Annotated in this window: 24 protein-coding genes and 1 tRNA gene; 16 read left to right on the top strand and 9 right to left on the bottom strand. The window is 63.6% G+C overall.

The features are described 5' to 3' along the window. The first annotated feature begins 2 nt into the window (after nt 1-2). The 10 genes from K3165_RS11485 (at nt 3) to K3165_RS11440 (ending at nt 9,427) form a co-directional block, all read left to right on the top strand. Nucleotides 3-77 (top strand) — tRNA-Glu (locus tag K3165_RS11485). A gap of 68 nt (nt 78-145) precedes the next feature. Next, nucleotides 146-1,315, top strand: a complete 1,170-nt coding sequence (locus K3165_RS11480) for a sensor histidine kinase (protein WP_221548993.1) — start codon at nt 146-148, stop codon at nt 1,313-1,315. Nucleotides 1,316-1,456: 141 nt separating this feature from the next. After that, complete coding sequence (locus tag K3165_RS11475; protein ID WP_221548992.1) at nt 1,457-2,812, top strand: OprO/OprP family phosphate-selective porin; 1,356 nt, start codon at nt 1,457-1,459, stop codon at nt 2,810-2,812. A gap of 126 nt (nt 2,813-2,938) precedes the next feature. Further along, on the top strand, nt 2,939-3,985 hold the full coding sequence (locus K3165_RS11470) for a substrate-binding domain-containing protein (protein WP_221548991.1): 1,047 nt from the start codon (nt 2,939-2,941) through the stop codon (nt 3,983-3,985). A 17-nt stretch (nt 3,986-4,002) separates the two neighbouring features. Then, entirely contained in the window at nt 4,003-5,388 is a 1,386-nt protein-coding gene (pstC, locus tag K3165_RS11465; protein ID WP_221548990.1) for a phosphate ABC transporter permease subunit PstC, read from the top strand. Then, a complete protein-coding gene (pstA, locus tag K3165_RS11460) occupies nt 5,381-6,631 on the top strand; it encodes a phosphate ABC transporter permease PstA (protein ID WP_221548989.1) in 1,251 nt (416 codons plus the stop codon). The genes pstC and pstA overlap by 8 nt, the downstream gene beginning before the upstream one ends. 38 nt (nt 6,632-6,669) lie before the next feature. Then, entirely contained in the window at nt 6,670-7,416 is a 747-nt protein-coding gene (gene pstB, locus K3165_RS11455; protein WP_247714122.1) for a phosphate ABC transporter ATP-binding protein PstB, read from the top strand. A gap of 12 nt (nt 7,417-7,428) precedes the next feature. Further along, nucleotides 7,429-8,100, top strand: coding sequence for a phosphate signaling complex protein PhoU (gene phoU, locus K3165_RS11450; protein ID WP_221548987.1), 672 nt, complete (start codon nt 7,429-7,431; stop codon nt 8,098-8,100). Nucleotides 8,101-8,173: 73 nt separating this feature from the next. Next, nucleotides 8,174-8,863 (top strand): phosphate regulon transcriptional regulator PhoB, encoded by a 690-nt coding sequence (gene phoB, locus K3165_RS11445; RefSeq protein ID WP_221549038.1) that lies wholly within the window; start codon nt 8,174-8,176, stop codon nt 8,861-8,863. A gap of 6 nt (nt 8,864-8,869) precedes the next feature. After that, entirely contained in the window at nt 8,870-9,427 is a 558-nt protein-coding gene (locus K3165_RS11440) for a hypothetical protein (RefSeq protein ID WP_221548986.1), read from the top strand. On the opposite strand, the gene K3165_RS11435 is transcribed toward K3165_RS11440, so the two are convergent. From K3165_RS11435 to K3165_RS11415, 5 genes are read right to left on the bottom strand one after another with little or no spacing between them, the layout of a single operon-like run. Further along, nucleotides 9,428-10,153 carry an extensin-like domain-containing protein gene (locus tag K3165_RS11435; RefSeq protein WP_221548985.1) on the bottom strand — a complete coding sequence of 242 codons (726 nt, stop codon included), beginning with the start codon at nt 10,151-10,153 and terminating at the stop codon, nt 9,428-9,430. Next, on the bottom strand, nt 10,150-10,788 hold the full coding sequence (locus K3165_RS11430) for a LysE family translocator (RefSeq protein WP_221548984.1): 639 nt from the start codon (nt 10,786-10,788) through the stop codon (nt 10,150-10,152). Before K3165_RS11430 ends, K3165_RS11435 begins: the two co-directional genes overlap by 4 nt. A 22-nt stretch (nt 10,789-10,810) precedes the next feature. Further along, entirely contained in the window at nt 10,811-14,350 is a 3,540-nt protein-coding gene (locus tag K3165_RS11425; RefSeq protein ID WP_221548983.1) for an error-prone DNA polymerase, read from the bottom strand. Nucleotide 14,351: 1 nt separating this feature from the next. Continuing rightward, nucleotides 14,352-15,788, bottom strand: a complete 1,437-nt coding sequence (locus K3165_RS11420; RefSeq protein ID WP_221548982.1) for a UdgX family uracil-DNA binding protein — start codon at nt 15,786-15,788, stop codon at nt 14,352-14,354. Then, nucleotides 15,785-17,029, bottom strand: coding sequence for a putative DNA modification/repair radical SAM protein (locus K3165_RS11415; protein ID WP_221548981.1), 1,245 nt, complete (start codon nt 17,027-17,029; stop codon nt 15,785-15,787). Before K3165_RS11415 ends, K3165_RS11420 begins: the two co-directional genes overlap by 4 nt. Nucleotides 17,030-17,283: 254 nt before the next feature. Here K3165_RS11415 and K3165_RS11410 point away from each other — a divergent pair, with 254 nt between their 5' ends. The 3 genes from K3165_RS11410 to K3165_RS11400 all read left to right on the top strand — a co-directional run bounded on the left by K3165_RS11410 (nt 17,284) and on the right by K3165_RS11400 (nt 18,950). Next, nucleotides 17,284-18,009, top strand: coding sequence for a carbonic anhydrase (locus K3165_RS11410; protein ID WP_221548980.1), 726 nt, complete (start codon nt 17,284-17,286; stop codon nt 18,007-18,009). Between the two features lie 136 nt (nt 18,010-18,145). Continuing rightward, nucleotides 18,146-18,544 carry a PilZ domain-containing protein gene (locus K3165_RS11405; protein ID WP_221548979.1) on the top strand — a complete coding sequence of 133 codons (399 nt, stop codon included), beginning with the start codon at nt 18,146-18,148 and terminating at the stop codon, nt 18,542-18,544. 55 nt (nt 18,545-18,599) lie between these two features. Beyond that, entirely contained in the window at nt 18,600-18,950 is a 351-nt protein-coding gene (locus K3165_RS11400) for a hypothetical protein (RefSeq protein WP_221548978.1), read from the top strand. A gap of 3 nt (nt 18,951-18,953) precedes the next feature. Here the strand turns inward: K3165_RS11400 and K3165_RS11395 are convergent, their stop codons facing one another. Further along, nucleotides 18,954-20,462, bottom strand: coding sequence for a DUF6504 family protein (locus K3165_RS11395; protein ID WP_221549037.1), 1,509 nt, complete (start codon nt 20,460-20,462; stop codon nt 18,954-18,956). Nucleotides 20,463-20,533: 71 nt separating this feature from the next. Continuing rightward, nucleotides 20,534-21,316 carry a hypothetical protein gene (locus K3165_RS11390; RefSeq protein ID WP_221548977.1) on the bottom strand — a complete coding sequence of 261 codons (783 nt, stop codon included), beginning with the start codon at nt 21,314-21,316 and terminating at the stop codon, nt 20,534-20,536. A gap of 146 nt (nt 21,317-21,462) precedes the next feature. On the opposite strand from K3165_RS11390, the gene K3165_RS11385 reads away from it, so the two are divergent. Beyond that, nucleotides 21,463-21,948, top strand: a complete 486-nt coding sequence (locus K3165_RS11385) for a pyridoxamine 5'-phosphate oxidase family protein (protein ID WP_221548976.1) — start codon at nt 21,463-21,465, stop codon at nt 21,946-21,948. Between the two features lie 78 nt (nt 21,949-22,026). Here the strand turns inward: K3165_RS11385 and K3165_RS11380 are convergent, their stop codons facing one another. Beyond that, a complete protein-coding gene (locus K3165_RS11380; RefSeq protein WP_221548975.1) occupies nt 22,027-23,457 on the bottom strand; it encodes a sodium-dependent transporter in 1,431 nt (476 codons plus the stop codon). A gap of 129 nt (nt 23,458-23,586) precedes the next feature. Here K3165_RS11380 and panB point away from each other — a divergent pair, with 129 nt between their 5' ends. Together panB and K3165_RS11370 are read left to right on the top strand one after the other, a co-directional pair. Beyond that, complete coding sequence (gene panB / locus K3165_RS11375; protein WP_221548974.1) at nt 23,587-24,462, top strand: 3-methyl-2-oxobutanoate hydroxymethyltransferase; 876 nt, start codon at nt 23,587-23,589, stop codon at nt 24,460-24,462. 15 nt (nt 24,463-24,477) lie between these two features. After that, nucleotides 24,478-25,548, top strand: coding sequence for a DUF475 domain-containing protein (locus tag K3165_RS11370; protein WP_221548973.1), 1,071 nt, complete (start codon nt 24,478-24,480; stop codon nt 25,546-25,548). Here K3165_RS11370 and K3165_RS11365 read toward each other — a convergent pair. Beyond that, nucleotides 25,478-26,482 carry a bile acid:sodium symporter family protein gene (locus tag K3165_RS11365; protein ID WP_221548972.1) on the bottom strand — a complete coding sequence of 335 codons (1,005 nt, stop codon included), beginning with the start codon at nt 26,480-26,482 and terminating at the stop codon, nt 25,478-25,480. The genes K3165_RS11370 and K3165_RS11365 overlap by 71 nt on opposite strands. Between the last annotated feature and the right edge of the window lie 14 nt (nt 26,483-26,496).

The raw sequence follows: 26,496 nt of genomic DNA, 5'->3' as shown, positions 1-26,496 counted from the left end.
GTGGCCCGTTCGTCTAGCGGTTAGGACGCGGCCCTTTCACGGCTGAAACACGGGTTCGATTCCCGTACGGGTCACCACTTCTTCCATGACAATCTGCACCGGGTACTAGCGCTCCCAGAATAGCCTCGCTAAGCGCGGCATCGTAATGAGCGAACGCGATTTTCCCTGGTCGGCATTTGCACTGGCGATCGCGACGGCCATCGGGCTGCTTGCGCTCGGCTTCCCGGTCGTCCCGGTAGCAGCCATATTGCTGGTCTGGGCCGGGTCGCTCTGGCTGGTAGGCGCCACGCCTCCGCCACCCGCACCCACCAATGGTAATGGCGCGATCTCCCGTGATAATATGGGCGATCTCTTCGAACATTCCGAAACCCCGGTGATCGTGACCGAAGGCGGGCGCGTCATCATTGCGAATCTCGCCTCGCGACGCCTCCTTGGCGCGCATATCCTGGGGCAGGACGTGAAGATGGCGCTTCGCCAGCCCGAAGCGGTGGACCTGCTCGACAGCGACCGTGACGGCGCAGCAGTTGTACGCGGGATTGCCCGGCGGCGGGATATCTGGCGCATCAACCGCAAGAAGCTCGAAAACGGGCTCGCCATCATCGAGTTCGTGAACAAAACCGCCGAGGCGGACATAAGCCGGGCACACACCGATTTCGTGGCCAATGCCAGCCACGAGCTGCGCACCCCGCTCGCCTCGATCCTTGGATATGTCGAGACGCTGCGCGAAGACGTGGACGACCTCGACCCCAAGATGGGCGACAAGTTTCTCGCTACGATCCAGCGCGAAGGCAAGCGCCTGCAGGACCTGGTCAGCGACCTGATGTCGCTCTCCCGGATCGAGGCGGAAAAGCACGACCTTCCGAGCGAGTCGATCGATCTGGGCAAGCTGGTCGACCGCGCGGCACGTGACGCCGCCGGAGATCGCGCTGAACGGCTCGACATCGATACGCATGGCGACTTCACCGTCAGCGGCGACCAGCAACAGCTCGAACAGCTCGTGCGCAACCTCGTCGACAACGGCCTCAAATATGGTGACGAGGACAAACAGGTGACGGTCCGCCTCCAGCCGCAGGGAGAAAAACGCGTTCTCCTGTCCGTGCAGGATCGCGGTGACGGGATTGCGCCGGAACACCTCCCGCACCTGACGCGCCGGTTTTATCGCACCGATCCGGGCCGCAGCCGCGCATCGGGCGGCACCGGTCTCGGCCTCGCCATCGTGAAGCACATCGTCGAGCGCCATCGCGGCAAACTCGCGATCGACAGCACGCTGGGCGAAGGAACCCGGGTCAAAGTGACCCTGCCCCTCGCTCGCTAGCGCGCCCACAACTCCCAGGAATCCGCTGTTTTCGACAGGCTGTCCATAGCCCGATGGCCTGCGCGCGCGAACTGTCACATTGCCGTAATAGAGCAGTCATAGAGGCGACCCCGGATCGTAACCTTGTAAGGGATTCGTAACATGAAGACCGCATTCCGGCTCTCCGTCCTCGCGGCGGCCATGAGCTGCACTATCGCCACTCCCGTCCTCGCGCAGGACGCCGCCCCGACCGCCGAAGAAGAGCTCGCAACCATGCGCGCAGAGCTTCAGGCACTCGTTTCGCGTATCGACCAGCTCGAAGGCGAACTGGCCGAAACCAAGGCTGCCAACGAAGTGCAGGAAACGGCCATCGCCGCGAATGCCGAGGCAGCAGCGCAGCCGGCCCCCGAGCCTGCTCCCGCAGCCGAACTCGAAAAGAAGGACGGCTGGAGCTTCAAGCCCCGCGGTCGCCTGATGTTCGACGCCGGCACGATCGGCGCGCCCGAATCGACCGGCGCAGACGACGGCTTCGGCAATGAAGTCCGCCGCGCACGTCTTGGCGCCTCGGGCGACCTGCCCGGCGGCTTCGGCTACAAGTTCGAACTCGATTTCGCCGGAAACGACGTCGAAGCAGCCGATGCCATCCTGACCTACGATGCTGGCAATGCCGAAATCGCTGTCGGTCACCACAACAACTTCCAGTCGCTCGAAGAGCTGACCAGCTCGCTGCACACCAGCTTCATCGAGCGCGCTGCCTTCACCGATGCCTTCGGTTTCGAGCGCCGGATCGGTGCTTCGGTCAGCTTCAACAGCGGCATCGTTCTTGCACAGGCCGGCGTCTTCACCGACAATTTCGATGACACCGGCACGGACAACCGCGGCTTCGACGGTCGCCTCGTCGTCATGCCGAAGATGGGCGATACCCAGTTCCACCTGGGTGGCTCGATCCATTTCAACGAGCTGGGCGAAGACGACGCGACCGTTCGCTATCGCCAGCGTCCCTTCGTGCACTTCACCTCGACCCGTTTCGTGAACACCGGCAATCTCGATGCCGACAGCGAATTCGGTGCAGGCATCGAAGCAGCAGTGATCTCGGGACCGTTCCACGCAGCAGCCGAAGGCTACTGGCAGAACGTCGACATGCCGCTGGCAATGGAAAACCCGACCTTCTTCGGCGGCTATGTCGAAGCCGGTTACTTCCTGACCAAGGGCGATACCCGCGGCTACAAGGGCGGCAAGTTCGACCGCGTGAAGCCGCAGAATCCGCTGGGTGACGGCGGCATCGGTTCGGTGCAGTTCAACCTGCGCTACGACCACCTCGACCTCAACGACGCCGGCATCATCGGCGGCGTGCAGAACGGCTACCAGGCCTCGCTGATCTGGAAGCCGGCCTCTAACACGCTCTTCAGCGTGAACTATGGCCGCATGGACTACGAAGATGCAGTCCTGCCGACCGGTTCCGGTGATACCGATTACGGCGTCGATGCCTTCGGTGTCCGCGCACAGGTCGATTTCTGATTTCAATGCCGTTATGGGGCCGCTGAAGAGATTCGGCGGTCCCGTAGCGAAAGTCACACTCTTGTCGTCAACACGTAACAATTCCGCGCTCTTGCGCGGCTAGTTGGACACCAAAGGGGTACCCACATGACCAAGACTTTCAAATTCGCACTCGCAGCCGCTTCGGCTCTCACCCTCGCCGCTTGCGGCGGCAATGAAGCTGGCAGCGCCTCGCGCGACCAGATCAAGGGCGTCGGTTCGTCGACCGTCTATCCGTTCGCGAAAGCGGTTTCCGAAACCTTCACCCGCGACAACCCGAACTTCAAGTCGCCGATCATCGAATCGACCGGCACGGGCGGCGGCATGAAGCTGTTCTGCGCCGGCGTCGGTGCTGAAACGCCCGACATCGCAAACGCCTCGCGCCGCATGAAGGCCAGCGAGTTCGAAACCTGCCAGCAGAACGGCGTTACCGACGTCATCGAAATCCAGGTCGGCCTCGACGGTATCGCTCTCGCCTCGGCGAAGGGTGGCATCACCATGAACCTGACCCCGAAGATGGTTTACGAAGCACTGGCTGCTTCGCCCTACGGCGGCGAGCAGACCAACCAGACCTGGGCCGACGTCGATCCCTCGCTTCCGGCGATCGATATCCTCGTCTACGGTCCGCCGAGCACCTCGGGCACCCGCGATGCGCTGAAGGAACTGATCCTCGAAGCGGGCTGCAAGACCGACGAAGCCACCAAGGCTCTGAAGGAAACCGACGAAGATCGCTACGACCAGGTTTGCACCGAAGTCCGCAGCGACGGCAAGTACGTCGACCAGGGCGAGCAGGACAACCTCATCGTCCAGAAGATCGAAGGCAACCCGAACGCTGTGGGTATCTTTGGCTATTCCTATCTTGAGGAAAATGCCGACAAGGTGCAGGGCCTCAACATGAATGGCGTTGCCCCGACATACGAGAACATCGCCAGCTTCGAATATCCGGGCGCGCGCCCGCTCTACGTCTATGTGAAGAAGGCACACCTCGAAGCCATCCCCGGCCTCAAGGAATTCCTCGCGCAGTGGACGCAGATGTGGGACCGCGGCGGCGAACTGGCCAAGATTGGCCTGGTTGCCAACCCTGAGGACGTAATGGCTCGCGCAGTTTCGGCCGCGACCAACTACGACACCCTCGACGGTTCCGAACTCAAGTAAGGAATAGCACAAGCACCATGTCGCCGACCCTCCTGCTTCTCCTGGCCCTCGGGCTCGGGCTCGCCGGTTGGTTGGCGGCTCGTGCGCGTGCATGGACCTTCAGGCGCGCCAGCTCCTCCGGGCGGCTGGCGAGCCTTCCCAGCTACCACGCATGGTACGTGGCGCTGTGGATCGTCCTTCCGGTCGTTGCCTTCGTCGCGATCTGGAGCGCTATCGCTCCCGGCCTCGTGACCCAGTCGGTCCTCGCATCGCCTGCGGCCGACCAGCTGCCCGCCTTCGGCTTCCAGCGCCAGACCATCCTCAATGAAGCGCGCGCGGTAGCCACAGGCGCTGCCAACGGCGTTTTCAACCCGCTCGCACGCGAATTCATCGAGCCGTATCGCGAAGCCATTTCGCGCTACAACTGGATCGGCATCATCGTGACGCTGCTGATCGCCTTCCTGGGCGGGGCCTATTCCTTCCTCAGGCTCAAGCCCGATTTTGCCGCCCGCAACCGTGTCGAAAAGATCGTCATGGCGATCCTGCTCGGCGCATCGCTGGTCGCCATCCTGACCACGATCGGCATTTTCGTCAGCCTCGTGTTCGAGACCATCCGCTTTTTCGGCATGGTCAACCCGATCGACTTCCTGTTCGGCACACACTGGGCACCGGACCCGATGGCGAATGCGGCGAACCCCGACCCCACCCGCTACGGCGCTATCCCGCTGTTCTGGGGCACGCTGTTCATCGGCGCGATCATCGCCATGATCGTGGCAATCCCGCTCGGCCTGATGAGCGCGATCTACCTGACCCAATATGCTAATCCCAAGGTTCGCGCATGGGTGAAGCCCGCGCTCGAAATCCTCGCAGGCGTCCCGACGGTCGTTTACGGTTACTTCGCAGCCCTGACGATTGCGCCCGCCATCCGCGACTTCGCGGTTTCACTGGGTATGTCCAACGCCTCGAGCGAAAGCGCGCTTGCAGCAGGCCTCATCATGGGCGTGATGATCATTCCCTTCGTCTCCTCGATGGCTGACGACAGCATCGCAGCCGTCCCGCAGGCAATGCGCGATGGCAGCCTCGCCATGGGCGCCACCACCAACGAGACGATCCGCCGCGTGATCATTCCGGCCGCCCTCCCGGGCATCGTTGCAGGCATCATGCTGGCGATCAGCCGCGCGATCGGTGAAACCATGATCGTCGTCATGGCCGCATCGACCGCTGCCAACCTGAGCGCGAACCCTCTCGAATCCATGACCACGGTTACGGTCCAGATCGTCGCCATGCTGACCGGTGAAGGCAGCTTCGACCATCCGGCCACGCTGAGCGCCTTTGCGCTGGGCTTCGTGCTCTTCATGGTCACCCTCGCCCTGAATTTCATCGCCCTGCGCGTCGTGAAGAGGTTCCGCGAAGCTTATGAGTGAGCAAGTCGCCCCCACACGCACCCCGGCGTTCGAAGCGCGCCTGAAGAAGCGTTACGCCGCTGAAAAGCGGTTCAGAGCCCTCGGCCTGTCGGCAATCGTGTTCTCGATTGCCGTTCTGATCTACTTGCTCGGCTCGATGACCATCAACGGCATCGGCGGTTTCCAGCGTGCAGAGCTGGAAGTGCCGATCGACTTCACGCAGGCAGCCATTTCGGTCGATCCGCAGGCTATCCAGGACGGCAATGCGGTGCAGTCGCTGCAGTCACAGGGTCTCCCCGAAGTCGTGCAATTTTACGCCGTCGAAGCGCTCGGCGAAGAAGGCGCAGAGGAACTCGGTACGCAGGCATGGCGCGATGTCGCCGCAGCGATCGCCCAAGATCCCGGCCTCGTGCAGAGGCAGGCCACGTTCTGGCTGCCGGCAAGCGCGGACCTTTCCGCTGGCTATGACGGCGAAGGGTCGCAGGACATGCAGGAGCTTGCCTCCACCCTCGCGAGCCAAGGCAAGCTGGACGAGAATTTCGACGCCGGCTTCTTCAGCCGCGCCGACGCCACGAACCCGCAGCAGGTCGGTATCTGGGGCGCGCTCAAGGGCTCGATCCTGACCATGATCGTGACCTTGCTGCTGGCCTTCCCGATCGGCGTGCTGGCGGCCCTATACCTTGAGGAATACGCTCCGAAGAACCGCTGGACCGACCTGATCGAACTGTCGATCAACAACCTTGCGGCGGTGCCTTCGATCATCTTCGGACTGCTCGGCCTTGCAGTCTTCCTGACGATCTTCCCGAGCTATCGTTCGGCCCCGCTGATCGGCGGTATGACGCTGGCGCTGATGACCATGCCGGTCATCGTGATCGCTGGACGCAACGCCATCAAGGCAGTCCCGCCAAGCATTCGTGACGGTGCCCTCGCCATTGGCGCATCGCCTGTTCAGGTGGTCTTCCACCACGTGCTGCCGCTCGCCCTGCCGGGCATCCTGACCGGCACCATCATCGGCATGGCCCGCGCGCTTGGCGAGACCGCTCCGCTGCTGATGATCGGCATGCGCGCCTTCGTCGCATCGCCGCCCGACAGCTTTACCGCACCGGCGACGGTACTGCCGATGCAGATTTTCCTGTGGTCCGATGAGATCGACCGCGGCTTCGTGGAACGCACGAGCGCTGCTATCATCGTGCTGCTGGCCTTCCTCCTCGTGATGAATGGCCTCGCAATTTACCTGCGCAACAAGTTCGAGAAAAAGTGGTGACCAAAGTTCACGAAAACCTTGAGAACGTCGAAGCCAAGATGAGTGCGCGGGACGTTTCCGTTTTCTACGGAGACAAGAAGGCGATCGACAATGTCTCGATCGACATCCCGACCGAATACGTCACGGCGTTCATCGGCCCGTCGGGCTGCGGCAAGTCGACTTTCCTGCGTTCGCTCAACCGCATGAACGACACGATCCCCTCGGCACGCGTCGAGGGCCAGATCATGCTCGACGGCGAAGACATTCACAGCCCGAACCTCGACGTGGTGCAGCTGCGCGCGCGTGTCGGCATGGTGTTCCAGAAGCCGAACCCGTTCCCCAAGTCGATCTACGAAAACATCGCCTACGGACCCAAGATCCACGGACTGGCCGAAGGCAAGGACGAGCTCGATGCAGTGGTCGAGAAATCGCTCCGCCGTGCAGGCCTGTGGGAAGAAGTGAAGGATCGCCTCCAGGACAGCGGCACGGCGCTTTCGGGCGGTCAGCAGCAGCGCCTGTGCATCGCGCGCGCCATTGCGGTCGATCCCGAAGTTATCCTGATGGACGAACCGTGTTCCGCGCTCGACCCCATCGCGACGGCGAAGATCGAGGAACTGATCGACGAACTGAACGGCCGTTATGCGATCGTGATCGTCACCCACTCGATGCAGCAGGCTGCCCGCGTCAGCCAGCGCACTGCGTTCTTCCACCTTGGAAAGATGGTGGAATATGGTCGGACATCTGACATATTCACCAATCCGATCGAACAGCGGACCCAGGATTACATCACGGGTCGCTACGGATAAGGCTTTGAAACCATGAACGAACATACCGTAAAAGCCTTCGACGAAGACATTACTCGCCTGCGCGGCCTGATCGCGGAAATGGGCGGGCTCGCCGAGGTCGCCATCCAGGAAGCGCTGGACGCTCTCGTGAAGGGTGACGACGATCTGGCGAAGAAGGTCGTCAAGGGCGACAAGAAGATCGACGCTCTCGAGAGCGAGATCGACAAGCTTGCAGTTCGCATCATCGCGCTGCGTGCGCCGATGGCAGACGATCTGCGCGAAGTCATCGCTGCGCTGAAGATCGCCGGCGTGGTCGAACGTATCGGCGACTATTCGAAGAACATCGCCAAGGCGAGCCGCGAGATCGGCGACAATCGCAAGCAGTTCGAGCCGCTCACCCTGCTCCCGGCCATGGCCGAAGTCGCCAGCGAAATGGTCCATGACGTGCTGACCGCCTATGCGGCCCGCGACCCGGAGCTGGCTCGTGAAGTCATCGCCGCCGACGAAAAGGTCGACGCCTTTTACAACTCGATCTTCCGCAACCTCGTCAGCCACATGGTCGAGAACCCCGCGACCATCTCCAGCGCCGCGCAACTTCTGTTCGTTGCCCGCAATCTCGAACGGATCGGCGACCACGCCACCAACGTCGCGGAAATGGTCCACTTCGCCGCGACCGGCACCTATCCGCCCGATGAAGATGGCTGACGGGACGGCTGACACAATTCTGTAGCTTGAGGGTCATACTGCCGTGCCAGACAAACTGCAGGAAGGGGCCAAGGTGCAGGCTGGCAAGCTACTATTGGTAGAGGACGATCCCGCCCTCTCCGAACTCCTCGAGTATCGCTTTTCGAACGAAGGCTACGACGTCCGCACGACCGCGGATGGCGACGAGGCCCTGCTGCTCGCGAGCGAGGAACTGCCCGACCTCGTAATCCTCGACTGGATGATCGAAGGCACCAGCGGCATCGAAGTCTGCCGCCGATTGCGCCGCGACAAGTCGACCGCGCATGTGCCCATCATCATGCTGACGGCCCGCGAAGCGGAAGACGACCGCATCCGCGGCCTCGAAACCGGCGCAGACGACTATCTGACCAAACCCTTCTCGCCCCGCGAACTGCTGGCCCGCGTCGCTGCCGTGATGCGCCGCATCCGGCCCGTACTCGCCGGGGAAAGCATCGAGGTGGGCGACCTCACTCTCGATCCGGTGGCTCATAAGGTGAGCCGTAAAGGCCAGACGATGAAGCTTGGTCCCACCGAATACCGGCTGCTCAAGTTCTTCATGGAAAGCCCCGGTCGCGTATTCAGCCGCAACCAGCTGCTCGACGGCGTCTGGGGCACCGAGAGCGATATCGAGCTACGAACGGTCGACGTGCATATCCGCCGGCTGCGCAAGGCTATCGAAGTCGATGGTGCCCGCGACCCCGTGCGCACCGTGCGCAGCGCAGGGTATTCGCTCGAAGCGGTCTGACAAAAGATGATCAGCGTAATTCTCGCCATCCTTGTCGGAGGACTGTTCCTGGGCGGTGCGCTGATGGCGGGCGACGCCCTCAAGCGTCATAGCCCGGCGAGGAACCTGGAAGTACGACTGATCGAAGGTGACCAGTTCACCATTCGCGTGCGTGGATGGGCTGGACACGAGCTCCGCACCATGTTTGCCGACTTCGCGGCGATGTACGACATCGAAGAGCCGCAGGTCGTCGAAGGACCGGGCCGCATCTTCTCCATCGACTGGCCGGATGGCCTTGAGGAACCGCATATCCTCTTCGCGGTGAACTATCTGTATTATCCGCGGGATTTCGATCTCGACAGTCGCTCGATTCTTGGCGCGGCACGTGTTCGCCCCGGCAACCTCACCGGCATTGCAGATGACCAGTCTGCGCTCGTGTTCGTCCCCGAGAATGACACCCATTTCGACAGGGTTCATGCGGTCGACGATGCCGGGCAGGCCTATCTCGGCGATTTCGGCAGCACCTCCTTCGTTCCGATCGACGATGCACGTTTGCCGCGCGAAGTCCCGAAGCTGTTCACCTGATCAACGGCAGACGCCGGTCCAGCGATCGTCCATGTCGAAATGAAAGTGATCGGCATGCGCGGCGTTGTAATCGGGCGAAAGGACGGTCGAGTAGACCGCGCAGGCGCCATCCCTCACCTCGCGCAGAAAGCGCTGCTTCTCGCCCTCGCCCGGCCAGTCCTGAAGGACAGAAATCCGGGTACCATCTTCAAGGACGAAACCACCGATATCGAGCGCATTGGCAGTCGCATGCTCGCTCCACGGGCCATCGTCACGGCCGTACATCCGGCGGCAGGAATAGGCGCCCAGATGTTCTATGCGCGCGACCTTGCTTCCGAAGATCTCCTCCGCGACCGGATCGAGACTGTTTCGCTTCCACAGCTCCATGGCGACAGCCACCGGGCACGTGGTTGCAGGAGTATCCGGGCTGAGCGGATAATCGCCTAGCCTCGTACGGTCATCGCGCCGGCATTCGCCTTCGCCGACGGGCTCCAGGGCTGTGAAGGAGACATCGCTTCGTTCGAGCACCGCGCGGCAGGCGGGCACATCGCTTCTCAATGCGAGGAGCTTTCTCTCGGTCGCCCAGCCGGTGGGATGGTCGAGGTTCAGCGGCGCCCACGGATTGTGTTCCGGATGGTCGGCAAGCCAGCTGCGGCCAGCGACCAGCAGGCCGATGAGAAGGAGCAACACCACCACGCGTCGGTCGAAAACGAACTTGCCGATGCGGCGCGATAGGGTGAGATTCACAGCTGCGTCCCGTAAAGATCGATCGCGATGAAGAGTGCGATCAGGATGAATACGATCCCGATCCCCCTATCGATCCAGCGACGCGTGGCGGCGCGCTCCATGGCCCGCGCCATCTGCTTGCCCGCTCCGATGTAGAGCCAGCCGATCAGGAGGTCGATGACCAGCGCGATGGCTGCGAGAACTGCGATTTGCCACCCGATCGAACCCGCCGGATCGACGAAGGGCGGGATGATGGCGACGACGTAAATCAGCGATTTCGGATTCCCGATCGCAACGGCGATCCCGTCGCGAAAGGCGTTGGTGGAAAGCTTGCGTTTTGGTTGGCCTGTCTCGTCCTCGCCCGCATGGAACGAGTGCCGGATCGCCTGCACCCCCAGCCATGCGAGATAGAGCACGCCCGCCACCGCGAGCGCCTTGAAGGCGACGGGATAGGCGGAGGCCAGAGTGGCAAGGCCAAGCGCAGCCGCGATCCACCAGACGATATAGCCGATCTGCATGCCCATGAGCGCCGCCCAGCCTGCTCGGGGTCCGCGCCAGATCGCCTGCCCCATGACGAACATCATGGAGGGGCCCGGCACGATGCTGGTGAGCGCGGTCACCCAGGCAAAGGCGATGAGACGTTCCGGATCGAACATTGCCGCGCCCCTAACGCGGGTCTCAGTGGAAGTCGCGCGATTTCGGGATGATGCGCACGTCGCGCGGATGACCCTGATGCCAGCCGCATTCGCGATTGCCCGGCGGCGGCTCCTGCCACGGCTCCACGGGCTGGTAGGGATCGTCTGCACCCTCGCGCAAGTTGTCGCGCGGGTTAAACTTGTCGGGGAGCGGATTGCTGACGTGGTCGGCGCGCGCGAGCGGGGCGTTGAGCATGTCGTCGGAGAGCTTGTGCAACTCGCCCGTCGCATCGGTCATGTGCTGCGCGATCACGTGGATCACCTCGTCGTCATATTCGACGCGGCCCCTCACCTCCATCAGCCGCGAGCCCATGACCACGCGGCGCTGTTTCTCCTTGAGGTCCGGCCAGACGACGAGGTTGATGACCCCGGTCTCGTCCTCCAGCGTGATGAAGCACACGCCCTTGGCGCTGCCGGGTCGCTGGCGGATCAGCACCACGCCCGCGACATGGACCATGGAGCGGAACTTCTTCGCCCTCAGGTCGCAGGCGCGCACGAAGCCGCGCTCGGCAAGGCTGGCGCGCAGGAAGGCCATCGGGTGCGCTTTCAGGCTGAGACGCGTGGTCTGGTAATCTGCCACGACTTCTTCGGAGAGCGGCATCTGAGGCAGCTGCGTGACCTGCCTCTCCGCCCCCTCATCGCGCGCGGCAGCGGCGGCGAACAGTGGCAGGTCAGGTCCGCCGACAAGGCTGCGCGCATCCCACAAGGCCTGCCTGCGGGTGAGCCCCATCGACCCGAAAGCATCGGCGCTGGCGAGCCGCTCGACATGCGCGGGCCCGGTCCGTGCCCGGTCGCGCAGGGCGCGCACGTCCTCGTAAGCACCGTTCTCCTCGCGTTCGGCGATCAGCTGCGCGGCAACCGCCTCGGGCAGGCCGTCGATCTGGCGCAGGCCGAGCCGCAGCGCGATATGCTTGTCGAGACGCCCGCTTTCGCCATGGTCCGCCCCGCCCTTGCCGATCTCCTCCAGCGTGCAATCCCATTGCGAGAGGTTCACATCCGCAGGCAGCACGCGCACCCCGTGCTCGGCCGCATCGCGCACGATCTGGGCTGGCGCGTAAAAGCCCATGGGCTGCGAGTTGAGCAGCGCGCAGGCGAAGGCGGCGGGGAAGTGGCATTTGAGCCAGCTCGACACATAGACGAGATGCGCGAAGCTCGCCGCGTGGCTCTCGGGAAAGCCGTACTCGCCGAAGCCGCGGATCTGGTTGAAGCACCGCTGCGCGAACTCGCGATCGTAACCGCGCGTGACCATGCGCTCGACCATCATGTCCTGAAGCTCGTCCACCATGCCGCGACTACGGAAGGTGGCCATGGCCTTGCGCAGGCGGTTCGCCTCCTTGGACGAGAATTTCGCCGCGTCGAGCGCGATCTTCATCGCCTGCTCCTGGAAGATCGGAACGCCCAGCGTGCGCTCGAGAATGCTCGACAGCTCGTCGGGCGGGCCGTGCTGCGGCGATGGTGCGGGGATCACCACCGGCTCCGCCCCGCGGCGGCGCTTGAGATAGGGGTGCACCATGTCGCCCTGGATCGGGCCCGGGCGCACGATGGCAACCTGGATGACGAGATCGTAGAATTCGCGCGGGCGCAAGCGGGGAAGCATGTTCATCTGCGCGCGGCTTTCGACCTGGAAGACGCCGAGAGAGTCCCCTGACCGCAGCATGGCATAGGTTTCCGGGTCCTCGCGCGGAACCGATGCGAGGCTCAGTGTGCGGCCGTGGTGGTCGTCGAGCAGGTCGAGGCACTTCTTGATGCAGGTCAGCATGCCCAGCGCCAAGACATCGACCTTGAGTATGCCAAGCGCCTCGATATCGTCCTTGTCCCACTCGATGAAACTGCGGTCTGGCATAGCGCCATTGCCCACCGGCACCGTCTCGGTCAGCGCGCCTTCGGTGAGGATGAACCCGCCAACATGCTGCGACAAATGGCGCGGCATACCAATCATTTGCTCGGTCAGTTTCAGAACGCGCTTCAGATGAGGGTCGGTCACGTCCATACCCGTTTCCTGAGCGTGCTTTTCACTGATCTCGCGGCCCCATCCGCCCCACACCGTCTTGGCGAGCGCGGCGGTGACGTCTTCGGTCAGGCCCATCGCCTTGCCCACTTCGCGGATGGCCATGCGCGGGCGGTAATGGATCACCGTGGCGCATAGTCCGGCGCGATGGCGGCCGTATTTGCGGTAGAGATACTGGATCACCTCCTCGCGCCGCTCGTGCTCGAAATCGACGTCGATATCGGGCGGTTCCTTGCGGTCTTCGGAGATGAAGCGGTCGAACAACAGTTGATGCTGCGCCGGGTCGACATTGGTGATGCCGAGGCAATAGCAGACGGCCGAATTGGCTGCGCTCCCGCGCCCCTGGCACAGGATCGGCGGGTCGACCTTGGTCCGTGCGAAATCGACGATGTCCTTGATGGTCAGGAAATAGCGCGCGAGGTCCATCTTGCCGATGAGCGCCAGTTCCTTGTGCAGCGTCTCGGTGACGCTGTCGGGAACGCCTGCGGGGTAGCGCCACTCGGCCCCCTTCCATGTCTCGCTTTCGAGATAATCCTGCGGCTCGGCCCCGCCGGGATAGAGCTCTTCGGGATATTCGTATTTCAGCTCGTCGAGGCTGAAATCGCAGGCATCGGCCACCTCGCGTGCGGCGTGGATGGCGTGCGGCCAGCGTTCGAAGAGGCGGGACATGGTCTCGGGCGGCTTGAGGTATCGCTCGGCATTGCCGTGGAGCAAGTGCCCGGCGCGGGCGACCGTGGTCTTGTGCCGGATCGCGGTCATCACGTCCTGCAGGGGGCGCTTGTCGGGTGTAGCGTAATGCACGTCATTGGTGGCGAGGATGGAGAGACCGTTCGCGCGTGCCAGCGCATCGAGCCGCTCGATCCGCGCGACGTCGCTATCGGTGTAGAGGAAGGCCGCGGCGATATGGCGCAAGGTCGGCAGGCCCGCGACGAGGTGCGGCACGATATCCTCGAAGGGTGCGGCGACCAGCTCCTGCACCTTCTCGCCGCCGAGCCCCACGACATTGCTCGCCCATGCCGGGACGGTGAATTCGCGCGCGAGGTCGCGCGGCGGCACGAGGATCAGCTGCACGCCCTCGCTATGCCGCGCGAGCATGGAAAGCGAGATGTCGCACTCGCCCTTCTCCTGCCACTCGCCCGACAGCGTGCGCATCCGCCCTGCCGAAATCAGGCGGCAGAGCCTGCCATAGGCCTTGCGGCTCTTGGGATAAGCGAGGAAGGCCAGCCCCTCGACCGTCTCGATCCGACAGCCGATGCAGGGCTTAAGCTTGAGCGTCTTCGCCTCGGTATGCACGCGCACCACTCCTGCCATGGTGTTGGCATCGGCAATCCCGATCGCGTCATAGCCCAAGGCGCGGGCCTGCAGCACGAGGTCCACCGCATCCGACGCACCGCGCAGGAAGCTGAAACAGGAAACAAGGCCGAGTTCGACGAACGCGCTGCGCGGCGGCGCGTCTATGCCGTCCGGATCGATCTCGATCGTTCGCTTGGGTATCTGCTGGTCGTTCTCGGGCATGTCACGCGAGTTCCGCCAGCCGCTCCCTCACTGCAGCGAGATCGGCATCGAACAGCCGCGCCTGCTCCTCGCGCGCTGGACCGTCGAGACGGAGGAGATAGGAGGGATGCGCGGTGACCCAGAGTTCGCTGCCATCCTCCAGCGGGATAGGCGCGCCGCGCACCTTGGAAATGCTCACCGTCTTGCCGAGCATTCCGCGCGCCGCGCTCGCGCCCATGGCAAGCACCAGCTTCGGCTTCACGATCTCCCGCTCGCTCTCGATCCACCAGCGGCAGGTGTCGATCTCCTTCGCTCCCGGGTTCTGGTGGAGGCGGCGCTTGCCGCGCTGGACGTATTTGAAATGCTTCACCGCATTGGTGACGTATGCCGCGCGGCGGTCGATACCGACCTTCTCCAGATGCGCGTCGAGCAATTGCCCTGCCGGACCCACGAAGGGGCGACCGGTCTGGTCCTCCTGGTCACCGGGCTGTTCGCCGACAATCATCAGCGCAGCATCTCGAGGCCCCTCGCCCATCACGGCGTGGTTATCGAGCTGGCCGATGGGGCACTTGCGACAGCCATGGATCGCCTTGTCGATCGCGGCGAGCGTATCGGGCCGCTCCTCGAACTCCAGCGCGCCTTTCTCGACCATCTTCGCTTCGCGCCCCTGCGCGCCCGCGATGAGGTTAGGAATGAGCGCGGCTTCGGGCATGTTCTTCCAGTATTTCTTGGGCATCTCCTTCAGCATCGCCCCGATCTTGAGGCGCGCGGGGTTGAAAATAGAGGCGTAATAGGTGCGCCAGAGATCCTCCATCGGGTCGCCGCCGGGCGCATCGTGACGCTCGGCAGGCGGGCCTTCGGACATGGTCTCAGTGTCCCAGTGCAGGCTCCCGCGCGGGGTCAGGATGGACCAGCGCATGTTCGAAAAGCGCCGCATGAAGAAGCCCGCATTGGCGCGCAGGATGTGATGCTCGGGCTCAAACCAGGCGACGTAATGCTCGCCCACCTCCTCATCCTCGCTCTCGACCAGCCGGAAGCGGACGAAGGCGTGCATCTTGTGGCTGTCGCGCCGCACGTTCTTGTCGAGTTCTTCCACCCGGCGCACGTCGAGGTCGGCCTTGTCCTCCATCATGCGAGGGTTCGACTGGAGCCGCCAGAGCAGGCGGTAGAGCAGCGCGAACCGTTCGGGGTCGGAATGGAGGATGGCATTCTTCGCAAGGCTCACGAAACGCCGGTTGGCGCGCACCGGCCTTGCGTCCATCGGCGCGACCGGCATCCGGCGCTCGCCGTGCGAGAACAGATCGCCGCTGCCGCCCGGCTCGACCCAGGCGATCCGGTCGGGCGGCACCTCGCACTGGACGAGCGCGCGCGCCCGCTCGCGCCAGAAGTCGAAATCGTCCGCTTCGGGCAGGTTGACCACGTAATAGGTGCCGAGCTTGACGTGCTGGAGAGCGGTCATGCGGCAAACAGCTCCAGCTGCTCGGACTTGGGCGCGAGCAGGCTGCGCAAGTCGGCGCGGTCGGTCAGCGTGACCGGCCGCCAGTCGACGGTGCAGATGAAGGGCCGCACCTTGGTGATCGACTGGGTGAGCCGCGCCACGTCGTCGAGCCGCAGAGCGCGGTGGCGACGGCTGGCGAGAATCTTGCCCACTGCCTTCACGCCGAGGCCGGGCACGCGCAGCAATTGTTCCTTGCTGGCGCGGTTCACATCGACCGGGAAGGCCTCGCGGAATTTCAGCGCCCATGCGAGCTTGGGATCGATATCGAGCGGCAAATTCCCGTCCGCCTCGGTCGCCTGCATGACATCGGCCGGTTTGTAGCCATAGAAGCGCATCAGCCAGTCCGACTGGTAGAGCCGGTGTTCGCGGATGAGCGGCGGGCGCTTCAGCGGCAGCACCGCGCTGGCATCGGGGATCGGCGAGAAGGCGCTGTAATAGACGCGGCGCAGGCGGAAATTGCCGTAGAGCCTGCTCGCCTTGCCCACGATATCGGCATCGGTCGCGGCATCGGCGCCGACAATCATCTGCGTCGACTGGCCGGCAGGGGCAAAGCGCGGCGCATGTTTGAACCGCTTCCTCGCATCCTTTGCCTCGACGAGGTCGGCCTTCACCTTGCCCATCGCACCTTCGATCTGGCGCGCATTCTTGTCGGGTGCGAGGCGGGTGAGCCCGCTGTCGGTCGGCAGTTCGACATTGATGGACACACGGTCGGCATAGAGCCCCGCCTGGTGGACGATCTCCGGGTCCGCCTCGGGGATGGTCTTCAGGTGGATGTAGCCGCGAAAATCGTGCTCCTCGCGCAGAATGCGGGCGACCTCGACGATCTGCTCCATCGTGTGGTTCGAGCTCTTCACGATGCCTGAGGACAGGAACAGCCCTTCGACATAATTGCGCCGATAGAAGGCGAGCGTGAGGTCCACCACCTCCTGAGGGCTGAAGCGCGCCCGCGCCACGTTCGAGCTCTTGCGATTGACGCAGTAATGGCAGTCGAACACGCAGTGGTTGGTCAGCAGGATCTTGAGCAGCGAGATACAGCGGCCATCGGGCGCATAGGCGTGGCAGATGCCCATCCCTTCGGTCGAGCCGATACCCTTCCCGCCAAGACTGTTCTTCTTCGCCGTTCCGGACGACGCGCAAGACGCATCGTATTTCGCCGCATCGGCGAGGATCTCGAGCTTCTGGAGGACAGTCTGCGCGGCCATTTGTTCACTATACGTTCTCACGCAGGATTCGCCAATATCAAAAGGCATACGCAGGCGGGAACCTTCTTTTTCCTACTGCGTATTCACCGCACGGACCGGGCCCCTCTGGCGGATGCGCAATTGCATCCGTGATGTCGGACGTATCGATGCCATCATCCCAAGATGATCGGCGAAGGTATCAAGCGGCGCGAACGCGTGGCGGGGCCGGCATTCCAACTGCCTCTGCCACAAAGCGCCGACGGTTGGAGTACACAATGAAGACTTTTGCTTCCCTTGCACTCGTCGCGCTCGCCGCGACGCCTGTTCTCGCGCAGGAAAAGGACTGGAATTTCGGTGACGGCACTGCGCCCGAACGATGGTCCACCATCAACACCGATTACGCCATTTGCGATGCTGGACTGAACCAGTCGCCGATCGATCTTGGCGCACCAAATGCGCGCGGCGAAATCGAGCTCGAAACCAATTTCGGCAACAGCACCGGCACGATCGATCTCGGCACCGAGAAGGTGCAGGTAAACTTCCCTGCCGGTTTCGGAATGAATTCGGGCGGCAAGGAGTTCAACCTCATCCAGGTGCACTTCCACACGCCGTCCGAGCACGCGATCTCGGGCAAGCGCTATCCGCTAGTCGCCCACTTCGTACACGCGACCGATGAAGGCGAACTGGGCGTTCTCGGTGTCATGTTCGAGGAAGGCGACGCAAACCCCGCGCTCGCGGAAATCGTCGGAGGTGTCGGCGAAGGCAAAGGCGCCGCCGTTGAATTCGACATCAACGAGATGGTGCCCGACGATCTCGACGTGTTCCGCTACATGGGTTCGCTGACCACTCCGCCGTGCAGCGAAGGCGTGAACTGGCATGTCGCCGACACTCCCATGACCGCCAGCGCCAGCCAGATCGCGGCGATGCAGACCAATCTCGGTTCCTCAGCACGCTCGCTCCAGCCGCTCGGCTCGCGCCTGCTGGTTGCCCCTTCCGAGTAACTTTTCCGAGCCAATGATGGAGGCGGGTCCGCTACCGGCGGGCCCGCCTTTATGGTTAAAATGGCATAAAGGCTGAAGCAAAGGTCGGCATTAACCACTGCTCGCGCACACCCGTCTGATCAACTGAGGGGTGCACGTGGCTTTATTCCAGAAACTTCCCACCATGAACGCGGAAGAGCGCCGGACCGTCCAGCGCTATTCGGTCGATTGTGAAGCCAAGCTCAAGATGCTGGGCGGCGATCGCGAAGGCCGCCTTTCAGACCTTTCGGAAGCCGGCGCGCGCTTCGAGACCGACAACCCGCCGCAGGAAGGCGTCTCCGGCCTGCTGGCATGGCGCGGTCACGAGTATTTCGGGAAGGTCGTTTGGGCCAACGAGAGAAGCTGCGGTCTCGTCTTCGAACGACCGATCCCACACAAGGTCGTTGCCGAGACCTGCGAAGTCGTCGAAGTCCAGTCCGGCCCGGTTGCCAATTTCGGCAATATCCCTGTCGCCAAGCGCGGTCGGCGCGCGTCGCTGGTTTCCTCGCAGGACTGACCGTTCACCGCTGCGTCACTTCGCCTCGTCCACTGGGGCAGGCGGAGGTCGTAAGATGAAACTCAAGCTTGCCCTTGGCGCCCTGTGCGTCGCCCTGCCGATCAGCCTTGTGTCCGCACAGGATCGACCGGCCGATGAAGGTGATCGTGACGCGAAGACCGAGCGCTGCGTACCTGCGACCGTGCTCGTCCCGCCGTTCAACGATTCTCCCGGCGCGCTCGAGCAGTCGCGCATTGCCGCTACGACGGTAGAGAACATCCGCGATCGCCGCGGCGAGGCCGCCTACCGTGTCTGCCGCAAGAGCGCTCTGGCGCCCGAGCTTTCCGAGATCGAGGGCGTGGAAGAAGAGCCGCTCACCGAAGAGGAAATCCGCGAACTCGACCCCGAAACAGCCTCCGAAGGCTGAGCCTCACGCGGATAGTCCCTGCAGGTACCAGTCGGGCGCACCGCCGCGTCCGTCCCCCACGATACCCAACCGGTAAATCCAGTAGCGCCTGCCGCGCTGGTCTTCGATCCGGTAGTAATCGCGCAGCCGCGTGGCACCGCGTTCGCGCCACCACTCGGGCGCAATACGCTCCGGACCTTCGACACGGCTGACCTCGTGTACCTCGCCGCGCCAGCGGAAGCGCTGCGGATAGCCGTCCGGCGTGGCATAGAGCACCGCAATCCGTTCCGCCTTGTCGAGCAGCTTGAGCGGCCGCTTGTGAAAGGCCAGCTGCCCCTGGCTCGCCGGTTCCGGATCGAGCGGCGCCTGCCAGCGCTGCGCACGCTCAGGGATGTGGCTCGCGAAGGGGACCGGGCGCGTGACTGCCTGCGCACCGAGACGCACGGCCAGCCGGTCCACCAGGGCAGACAGGGCGATCCCGTGGGTTTCCGCCGCCGCCTCGATATCGCCTTGGTCCAGCGCCAGCGGTTCGGCCCAGCTGGCCCGCAGGCGCAGCATCTCGATCCCGAAACCCGCGTCGATATCGTCGAGCTTGCTGGCGAAAAGGCGGACGATATGCGCCGCTTCCCGGGTGGCGGCAGCAAGCTCGAGACGCCGCACAGTAACCTCGCCATCGACACGCCACAGGCCGAGTTCGAGCCTGCGCGCGCCTTCGCCTCGCCCTTCCAGCTCGCGCGCCATGTCGTCGGCGAGATCGGACACCACTTGGTCGAGCAGCTGGCGGTGGCGGATCGGCTCGAGCAGGCGGCGCTGGACCAGCGGCATCTGCTGCGGAACCACCGGCAGCAACGGCTCCGGCACGCGGCCGAGCAACTGGTCGAGCCGGATCAGCGGATTGGCTGCGGGCGATTTGCGATTGCGGAACCGCCGCTGGATCGCATCGCGCCCGATCGTGGTCAGCTCCCCCAGCTTCTTGAGACCGAGGCGGCGCAGGACGGTGACGACATCCTGGTCGAGCCGGAGCGCGGCCACGGGAAGTTCGCCCAGCCGCGCCTCGGCATCGTCGCAGGCACCAAGGACCGTGCCCGAGGCTGCATAATGCGACAGGGCCCAGGCCGCACCCGCAGTAGGGGCGATGGCGCAGCGCACCGCCAGCTCGCGCCTTGCGAAAGCGGCCGCGACATCAGCCACCAGCTTTTCCTCCCCACCGAAGAGATGCGGCACTGCGGTTACATCGACCAGCAATCCGTCAGGCGCATCCATTGCGGACCACGGGCCCCAGCGCTGTGCCCAGACGGCGAGCTTTTCGAGGAAGGCGAGATCGCCTGCCGGATCGGAAGGGGCAGTCGCAATTTCAGGACACAGCGTTCGCGCATCGGCTAGCATCATGCCCGCCCTCGCCCCTGCAGCAGCGCCTGCGCGATTGGCAGCCTCGATCCGTGGTCCATGCGCGGTGTCGGCGATCAGGACCAGCGGCGTCTCGTCCAGCTGGCGCCTCTCGGGCGCGCCCAGCCGCCAGCGGTCCATCGCCATGGCCGGCAACCAGATCGAGAGAATGCGGCGGGCCTGCGGCGGCGGATGGGATTTGTCCGCCGTGCCAGTATTCACGCGCTGCGGGGCATGCGGCGATGCTGCAGCCCCGCTGTCCAGTTCGCCACCGCGCGATCGGCATTTTCGCGGGCCCTGCTCGCGACAAGCTCTCCGCCCTTCTCCGACAGCAGCCATTCGCCGGGCGCGTGGCTACGTGCACGGAAGAGTTCGGCCTTCCATGCCGGATCGCCCGGTGCCTGCGCATTCCATTCGGGTGCATCGGAGGGCGCGCAGGTCACATCCCAGCGCATCCGTGCCGAAGACAGGTCGCGCGCAGCATCGATGCGCAGCAGGAACAGCGGCACACCATGTTTCTGTGCCGTGAGCGTCAGCCGCCGCGAGGCGGTGAAATCGAGCGCCTTGGGATTGCCTGCAACCTCTCCGATCACGAAGCCGAGTTCGCGGCACCGCAGGCCTTCCTCCAGCGCGAAGAGCGCATCTTCCGCCTTCTCGGCCAGAACATGGATCACCCGCCCCTGCAGATCCTGCGGCAATCCGGCGCGGTAAGGCCGCCCGCCAAGGCGCGCAGCTTCACGGGTCTGCACCCACAGCACACCGCGCCGGTCTTCTGCTTCCTGTCCGTCGGCGCGGGGGGCACAGCGCCAGTCGTCGAGGGCGAGCGCCAGTGCCGCCCCTGCCCCAGCAGCCTCGCGCGACGAGGCGAATATCTCGCTGTGCAGGGCCTTCCCCTGCATCGCCGCCAGCCCCGGGCGCCAGCGTGCGCTGCGCCGCGCAGACAGCGTGGCGACGTCTTCGAAGGCCGTAATCGGCAAGGAGGCAAGATCGGGTTGGGTCATGGAGAATCGACTCGTCTGTTCCCATTATGTTCCAATCCCTGGCGATTCGCAATTCATCCTTTCGCAGTCTCGTCCTGACGCAGCTGAGGAACTGTATGCCGTTGCAAGCCGTTGATCGGGCAAACGCAATTCAGAAAGGCACCGACATGAAATACGCCGAAGGCAATCCCGACGCGCTCAAGAAGAAGTTCTGGCTGGCGCTCGCCGACTCGCCCTTCCTCTTCCTCGAACTCGACGGCCGCTCGGACACCTCGGTGCCCATGACCGCACAGCTCGACGAAGACGCCAACAGCTCGATCTGGTTCTTCACGCAGAAGAACTCGACCTTCGCCCAGCTCGGCAAGGTCAAGGCGAGCTTCGCCGGCAAGGATCACGACATGTTCGCGCGTTTCGACGGCACGCTCTCGGTCGAAAACAGCAAGGAGCGTTTCGACCAGTTCTGGAACAACTTCGTCGAGGCCTGGTACGATGGCGGCAAGGACGACCCCGACATCCTGTTCCTGCGCATGGACCTCGGCGATGCCGAAATCTGGAGCGGCGACCTTGGCCTGCTGAACACGGCCAAGATGGCGCTCGGAATGAATGTCCACGACGAGGCGGAAGAACGCCACGTGGAATCGGTCGATATCTAACTCGACCCAATAACGACAAAACGAGTCGCGAAGGGCCGCCCCTCACAGGGCGGCCCTTTTTACGTCAGCGGATGGCGATCAGGCCGGCAAGATGCTCGGGAATAGTCCGGTCACGAGGATAATCGCCACAGCGATCGGGCACAGCCATGCGATCAGGAAGCGCCACAGGCTGAACGCCCAGGGCGACAGGCCGGTGGTGGTCCGCAGCAAGTTCACGTCCGCCTTCCAGCCGATGAAGATCGAAGTCAGCAGTGCGCCGACCGGCAGCATGACCTTGCCCGTAAAGCCGTCGACCGTGTCGAGGATGTCGGTATTCTCGAACAGCGACCAGAAGCCGAGCGGACGGACATCCGACCACACATTGTAGCCGAGCAGGCAGAAGATACCGATCACGAAGGCGCCGCCGCCGAAGATCAGCGCCGATTTCGGACGGCTCCAGCCGCGCTCGCCGATGCCCCATGCGGTCGGCACTTCGAGCAGCGAGATCGAGCTGGTGATAGCAGCCACGAGGATGAGCACGAAGAAGAGGAAACCGAACAGCGCGCCTGCCGGCATCGTTTGGAAGGCGAAGGGCAGCGTCTGGAATACCAGCGTCGGGCCAGCAGCCGGGTCGAGGCCGACGGCGAGCACGATCGGGAAGATCATCAGGCCTGCCAGCAGAGCAACACTCGTATCGGCAATCGCGATCATCGCGGCCGTTCCGCCAAGGTTGCTCTTCTCCTTGATGTAGGAACCGTAGGTGATGAGCCCCGCCACACCGAGCGAGAGCGAGAACAGCGCCTGTCCAAGCGCCGAGTTCATGACCTGCGGCGTCAGCTTCGACCAATCGGGCGTGAACAAGAAGGCGACGGCATCGCCGATATCACCCTCGATTGCGCCGTAGATCACGAGGCCGACGAGCAGCACGAAGAACGCAGGCATCAGGTAGGTCGCTGCCTTCTCGATACCGGAGCTCACGCCGCGCGCGACGATGTAGAGGGTCAGCCCCATGAAGGCGAAGTGCATCGCAAGGAGCAGCGGCCAGGACGCGAACATGTCGCCAAGGCGCTGCTGGATCTGGCCCTGGTCTTCACCGACCAGTGCACCACGGAAGGGATCGCCAGCCATGATGGCCTGGAGCAGGTCCCAGCCCATCACACCGGCATAATAAAGCACCCAGCCGGCAACGACGGAATAGAATGAAACGATCAGGAAAGCCGCAATCGCGCCGATACCGCCGAAGATCGACCAGCTCGGCGATGAGTTGGATTCGCCGGCCACCTTGCGGATCGAACCGACCGCATCGGTCTGGCCAACGCGTCCGATGAAAATCTCCGAAAGGACCAGCGGAAGGCCGAGCAGGAAGACGCAGCCGATATAGAAGATGACGAAGGCGCCGCCTCCGCTTTCCCCTGCAAGCGTCGGAAAACGCCAGATATTTCCAAGTCCAACCGCAGCACCTACGGCTGCGAGAATAAAGGCTGTGCGCGAGGACCAGCCCTCGCCAGTGGTTTTGCCGGCAGCGACCATTGTCGTGTAATTCCCTCTCGTCCCGCGATGCCTCCCGCACCGCGTTTGTGTGCGGCCTTAAAGCACGGAAACCTGCGCCTGTCCAAGCGTTGCTTTGCACTCTGCACAGCACTTGCTAGGGCGAGCCACATGTCGACGACTTTCAAGCTCGATACGAGCACCAGCCGAGCCAATCCCACACCCCAGCCGATGAAGCGGCTGACGGTCCCCAAGATCCGTGCGCACAAGGCGGACGGGGAGACCAAGGACCCGCTCGTCATGCTCACCGCCTATACGGCGCGGCAGGCTCAGTTGCTCGACGCTCATTGCGACCTGCTGCTGGTCGGGGATTCGCTTGGACAGGTGATCTATGGCCTGCCCTCCACCATTCCCGTCACTCTCGATATGATGGCGAACCATGCCGCAGCCGTGGTGCGCGGGAGCTATCACTCGGTGGTCGTGGTCGACATGCCCTTCGGTTCCTACGAAGGATCGAAGGAACAGGCCTTCGAAAGCGCCTCGCGCCTGCTGAAGGAAAGCGGCGCAGCTGCAGTAAAGCTCGAGGGCGGCGAACAGATGGCCGAGACCGTCTCCTTCCTCAACCAGCGCGGTATCCCTGTGATGGGCCATGTCGGCCTTACGCCGCAGGCGGTAAACGTGCTCGGCGGTTACATGGCGCGCGGGCGTGATGGCGCAGAAGCGGAAAAGATCGTCGGCGATGCCAAGGCCTTGGACGAGGCAGGTGCTTTCGCAATCGTACTCGAAGGCGTGCTCGAACCCATCGCGATCGAAGCGACCAAGGCTGTGTCCTGCCCCACGATCGGCATCGGCGCCTCCGCGCAGTGCGACGGGCAGGTACTCGTGACCGAGGACATGCTCGGCATGTTCGAACGCGTGCCACGCTTTGTGAAGAAGTACGAGAACATCGCCGAGGTCATCGAGAAGACCGTGGCGCAATATGCAGAGGAAGTGCGCGCGCGCAGCTTCCCAACCGCAGACCAGACTTACCAGCCCAAGAAGGGCTGAGGGACCTCCGCACCCATGGAAACTATCCGCAAATACTACACCTTTTCGCTCGTCTTCACGGCGATCTGCTTCGGCCTTGCCGCATGGTATGGCTGGGCGAGCACAGGCTCCCTCACGGCGACGCTCGGCATCCTGTGGATCGTGCTGGTCCTGTCGATCCTGGAGGTGTCGCTCAGCTTCGACAATGCGGTGGTCAATGCCACCGTGCTGCGCGATATGGACCCGGTCTGGCAACAACGCTTCCTGACAATCGGCATCCTGATCGCCGTGTTCGGCATGCGGATCGTCTTTCCGATCGCCATCGTTTCGATCGCGGCGCAAGTCGGCCCGATGGAAGCTATCTCGTTATCGCTGAACAATCCGGCGGAATACGAACGGATCGTTTCCGATGCGCATATCGGCATTGCCGGTTTCGGCGGGGCCTTTCTCGCGATGGTGGGCCTGACCTTCTTCTTCGAGGAGGACAAGGACGTCCACTGGATCGCCGCGCTCGAGCGGACGATCAACAAGTTCTCCACCGTGCCCGCAGTGGAGATCGGGCTGGTCCTGATCCTCGTCTATTCGGTGTCGACACTGCTGATGCCCGATGACGCGATCACTTTCCTCACCGCAGCCATCCTCGGCCTCGTCACCTTCATCGCCGTCCACGCCATCGCCGCGATCATCGAGGCGCGCGAAGCCCGCAAGAAAGCTGCCGGCGAGATCGTGAAGTCCGGCCTCGGCGGGTTTCTCTATCTCGAAGTGCTCGATGCGAGCTTCAGCTTCGACGGCGTGATCGGCGCCTTCGCGCTGTCGAACAATATGGTGATCATCGCGCTCGGCCTGTCCGTCGGGGCGATGTTCGTGCGATCGATGACCATCCACCTCGTGCGCACCGGCACGCTGGCGCAGTACCGCTATCTCGAACACGGCGCCTTCTGGGCGATCATCGTGCTCGGCATCATCATGCTGCTGTCGGCGCGCTGGCATATTCCCGAAACGATAACCGGCCTGCTTGGCGCGGTCCTGATCGGGCTCAGCTTCTGGTGGTCGGTGCGGCATAATCGCCGCCATCCCGAAGATGCTTCGTTGACGACAGACGACTAGCCAGCGGCGCTGCCAGCACCAGCTGGAAGAAGTGGTAGAGAAGCAGCGGCAGGACGATGAAGCCTGCCTCCTCGCGCGCGAACAGGATGGTGGCGAGCGGCACGCCGACGGCGGCACTTTTCTGCGCCCCTGCGAAGAGGAACGCGATCCGGTCCCGGCGAGGGAGCCCTAGCGCGCCCGAGGCTGCCCAGGCCCCGGCATTGCCCACGCCAAGGAACAGCACGATGCCGACGGCAAGCATGCCCCATGCGAGCGGATCGAGCTTACCCCAGATGCCCTGCTCCACCGCGCCCGAGAAGGCGACATAGACAGCCAGCGCGATCACCAGCCGGTCGAGCCAGACGATGCGTGATTTGTGGCGAGCTACCCATCCGCTCGTCCAGCCCTGCACCAGCTGCCCGATCACGAAGGGCAACAGCAGGATCAGCGCGATCCGCTCGATCGTCTCCATGCCGACCGCGCCCTCTCCCGTGCCGCCCAGCAACAGGAAGATCGGCACCGATACGAAGACACCAAGAATGTTGAGCAGCGCTGCGGAGATGACCGACAGGCCGACATTGCCGTCAGCCAGCGTCGTGTAAGAAGTCGCTGACTGTACGGTAGAGGGAAGCACTCCCAGATAAAGGAACCCGACTGCGACCAGCGGCGGCAGTCCGAAGGCAACCAGCTTGCTCAGCCCCAGCCCGGCGAGCGCCATGGCCCCGAACACCCACAGCACCATCGGCAGGATGAAGCGCCAGTTGAGCAGCCCGCGCCCGATTTCCGAGCGTGAGACGCGCATGCCGTTCAACAGGAACAGCACGAAGATGCCGACATTGGCGACCGATTGCGCAATGTGAGAATTCGCCGCCGGGATCGGCAGGATTGCGGCCAGCACAACTGCTGCAACCAGCAGGCGCAGCATCGGGTCGGCAATGATCGTGCGGAGCGCCATCGGCTATGCTCCTA

The sequence above is a fragment of the Qipengyuania xiamenensis genome (assembly GCF_019711495.1).
Taxonomy (GTDB): domain Bacteria; phylum Pseudomonadota; class Alphaproteobacteria; order Sphingomonadales; family Sphingomonadaceae; genus Qipengyuania; species Qipengyuania xiamenensis.
This window is presented reverse-complemented; position numbering and strand designations above follow the sequence as displayed.

Excerpts from the sequence above, each read along its gene's own strand:
- K3165_RS11425 (WP_221548983.1), bottom strand. The coding sequence starts at position 14,350 with ATGCCCGAGAACGACCAGCAGATACCCAAGCGAACGATCGAGATCGAT.
- pstB (WP_247714122.1), top strand. The coding sequence starts at position 6,670 with ATGAGTGCGCGGGACGTTTCCGTTTTCTACGGAGACAAGAAGGCGATC.
- K3165_RS11470 (WP_221548991.1), top strand. The coding sequence starts at position 2,939 with ATGACCAAGACTTTCAAATTCGCACTCGCAGCCGCTTCGGCTCTCACC.
- K3165_RS11420 (WP_221548982.1), bottom strand. The coding sequence starts at position 15,788 with ATGACCGCTCTCCAGCACGTCAAGCTCGGCACCTATTACGTGGTCAAC.
- pstA (WP_221548989.1), top strand. The coding sequence starts at position 5,381 with ATGAGTGAGCAAGTCGCCCCCACACGCACCCCGGCGTTCGAAGCGCGC.
- K3165_RS11430 (WP_221548984.1), bottom strand. The coding sequence starts at position 10,788 with ATGTTCGATCCGGAACGTCTCATCGCCTTTGCCTGGGTGACCGCGCTC.
- K3165_RS11415 (WP_221548981.1), bottom strand. The coding sequence starts at position 17,029 with ATGGCCGCGCAGACTGTCCTCCAGAAGCTCGAGATCCTCGCCGATGCG.
- K3165_RS11370 (WP_221548973.1), top strand. The coding sequence starts at position 24,478 with ATGGAAACTATCCGCAAATACTACACCTTTTCGCTCGTCTTCACGGCG.
- K3165_RS11365 (WP_221548972.1), bottom strand. The coding sequence starts at position 26,482 with ATGGCGCTCCGCACGATCATTGCCGACCCGATGCTGCGCCTGCTGGTT.
- pstC (WP_221548990.1), top strand. The coding sequence starts at position 4,003 with ATGTCGCCGACCCTCCTGCTTCTCCTGGCCCTCGGGCTCGGGCTCGCC.
- panB (WP_221548974.1), top strand. The coding sequence starts at position 23,587 with ATGTCGACGACTTTCAAGCTCGATACGAGCACCAGCCGAGCCAATCCC.
- K3165_RS11440 (WP_221548986.1), top strand. The coding sequence starts at position 8,870 with ATGATCAGCGTAATTCTCGCCATCCTTGTCGGAGGACTGTTCCTGGGC.
- phoU (WP_221548987.1), top strand. The coding sequence starts at position 7,429 with ATGAACGAACATACCGTAAAAGCCTTCGACGAAGACATTACTCGCCTG.
- K3165_RS11395 (WP_221549037.1), bottom strand. The coding sequence starts at position 20,462 with ATGGCGATGGACCGCTGGCGGCTGGGCGCGCCCGAGAGGCGCCAGCTG.
- K3165_RS11410 (WP_221548980.1), top strand. The coding sequence starts at position 17,284 with ATGAAGACTTTTGCTTCCCTTGCACTCGTCGCGCTCGCCGCGACGCCT.
- K3165_RS11480 (WP_221548993.1), top strand. The coding sequence starts at position 146 with ATGAGCGAACGCGATTTTCCCTGGTCGGCATTTGCACTGGCGATCGCG.
- K3165_RS11400 (WP_221548978.1), top strand. The coding sequence starts at position 18,600 with ATGAAACTCAAGCTTGCCCTTGGCGCCCTGTGCGTCGCCCTGCCGATC.
- K3165_RS11390 (WP_221548977.1), bottom strand. The coding sequence starts at position 21,316 with ATGACCCAACCCGATCTTGCCTCCTTGCCGATTACGGCCTTCGAAGAC.
- K3165_RS11475 (WP_221548992.1), top strand. The coding sequence starts at position 1,457 with ATGAAGACCGCATTCCGGCTCTCCGTCCTCGCGGCGGCCATGAGCTGC.
- K3165_RS11385 (WP_221548976.1), top strand. The coding sequence starts at position 21,463 with ATGAAATACGCCGAAGGCAATCCCGACGCGCTCAAGAAGAAGTTCTGG.
- K3165_RS11380 (WP_221548975.1), bottom strand. The coding sequence starts at position 23,457 with ATGGTCGCTGCCGGCAAAACCACTGGCGAGGGCTGGTCCTCGCGCACA.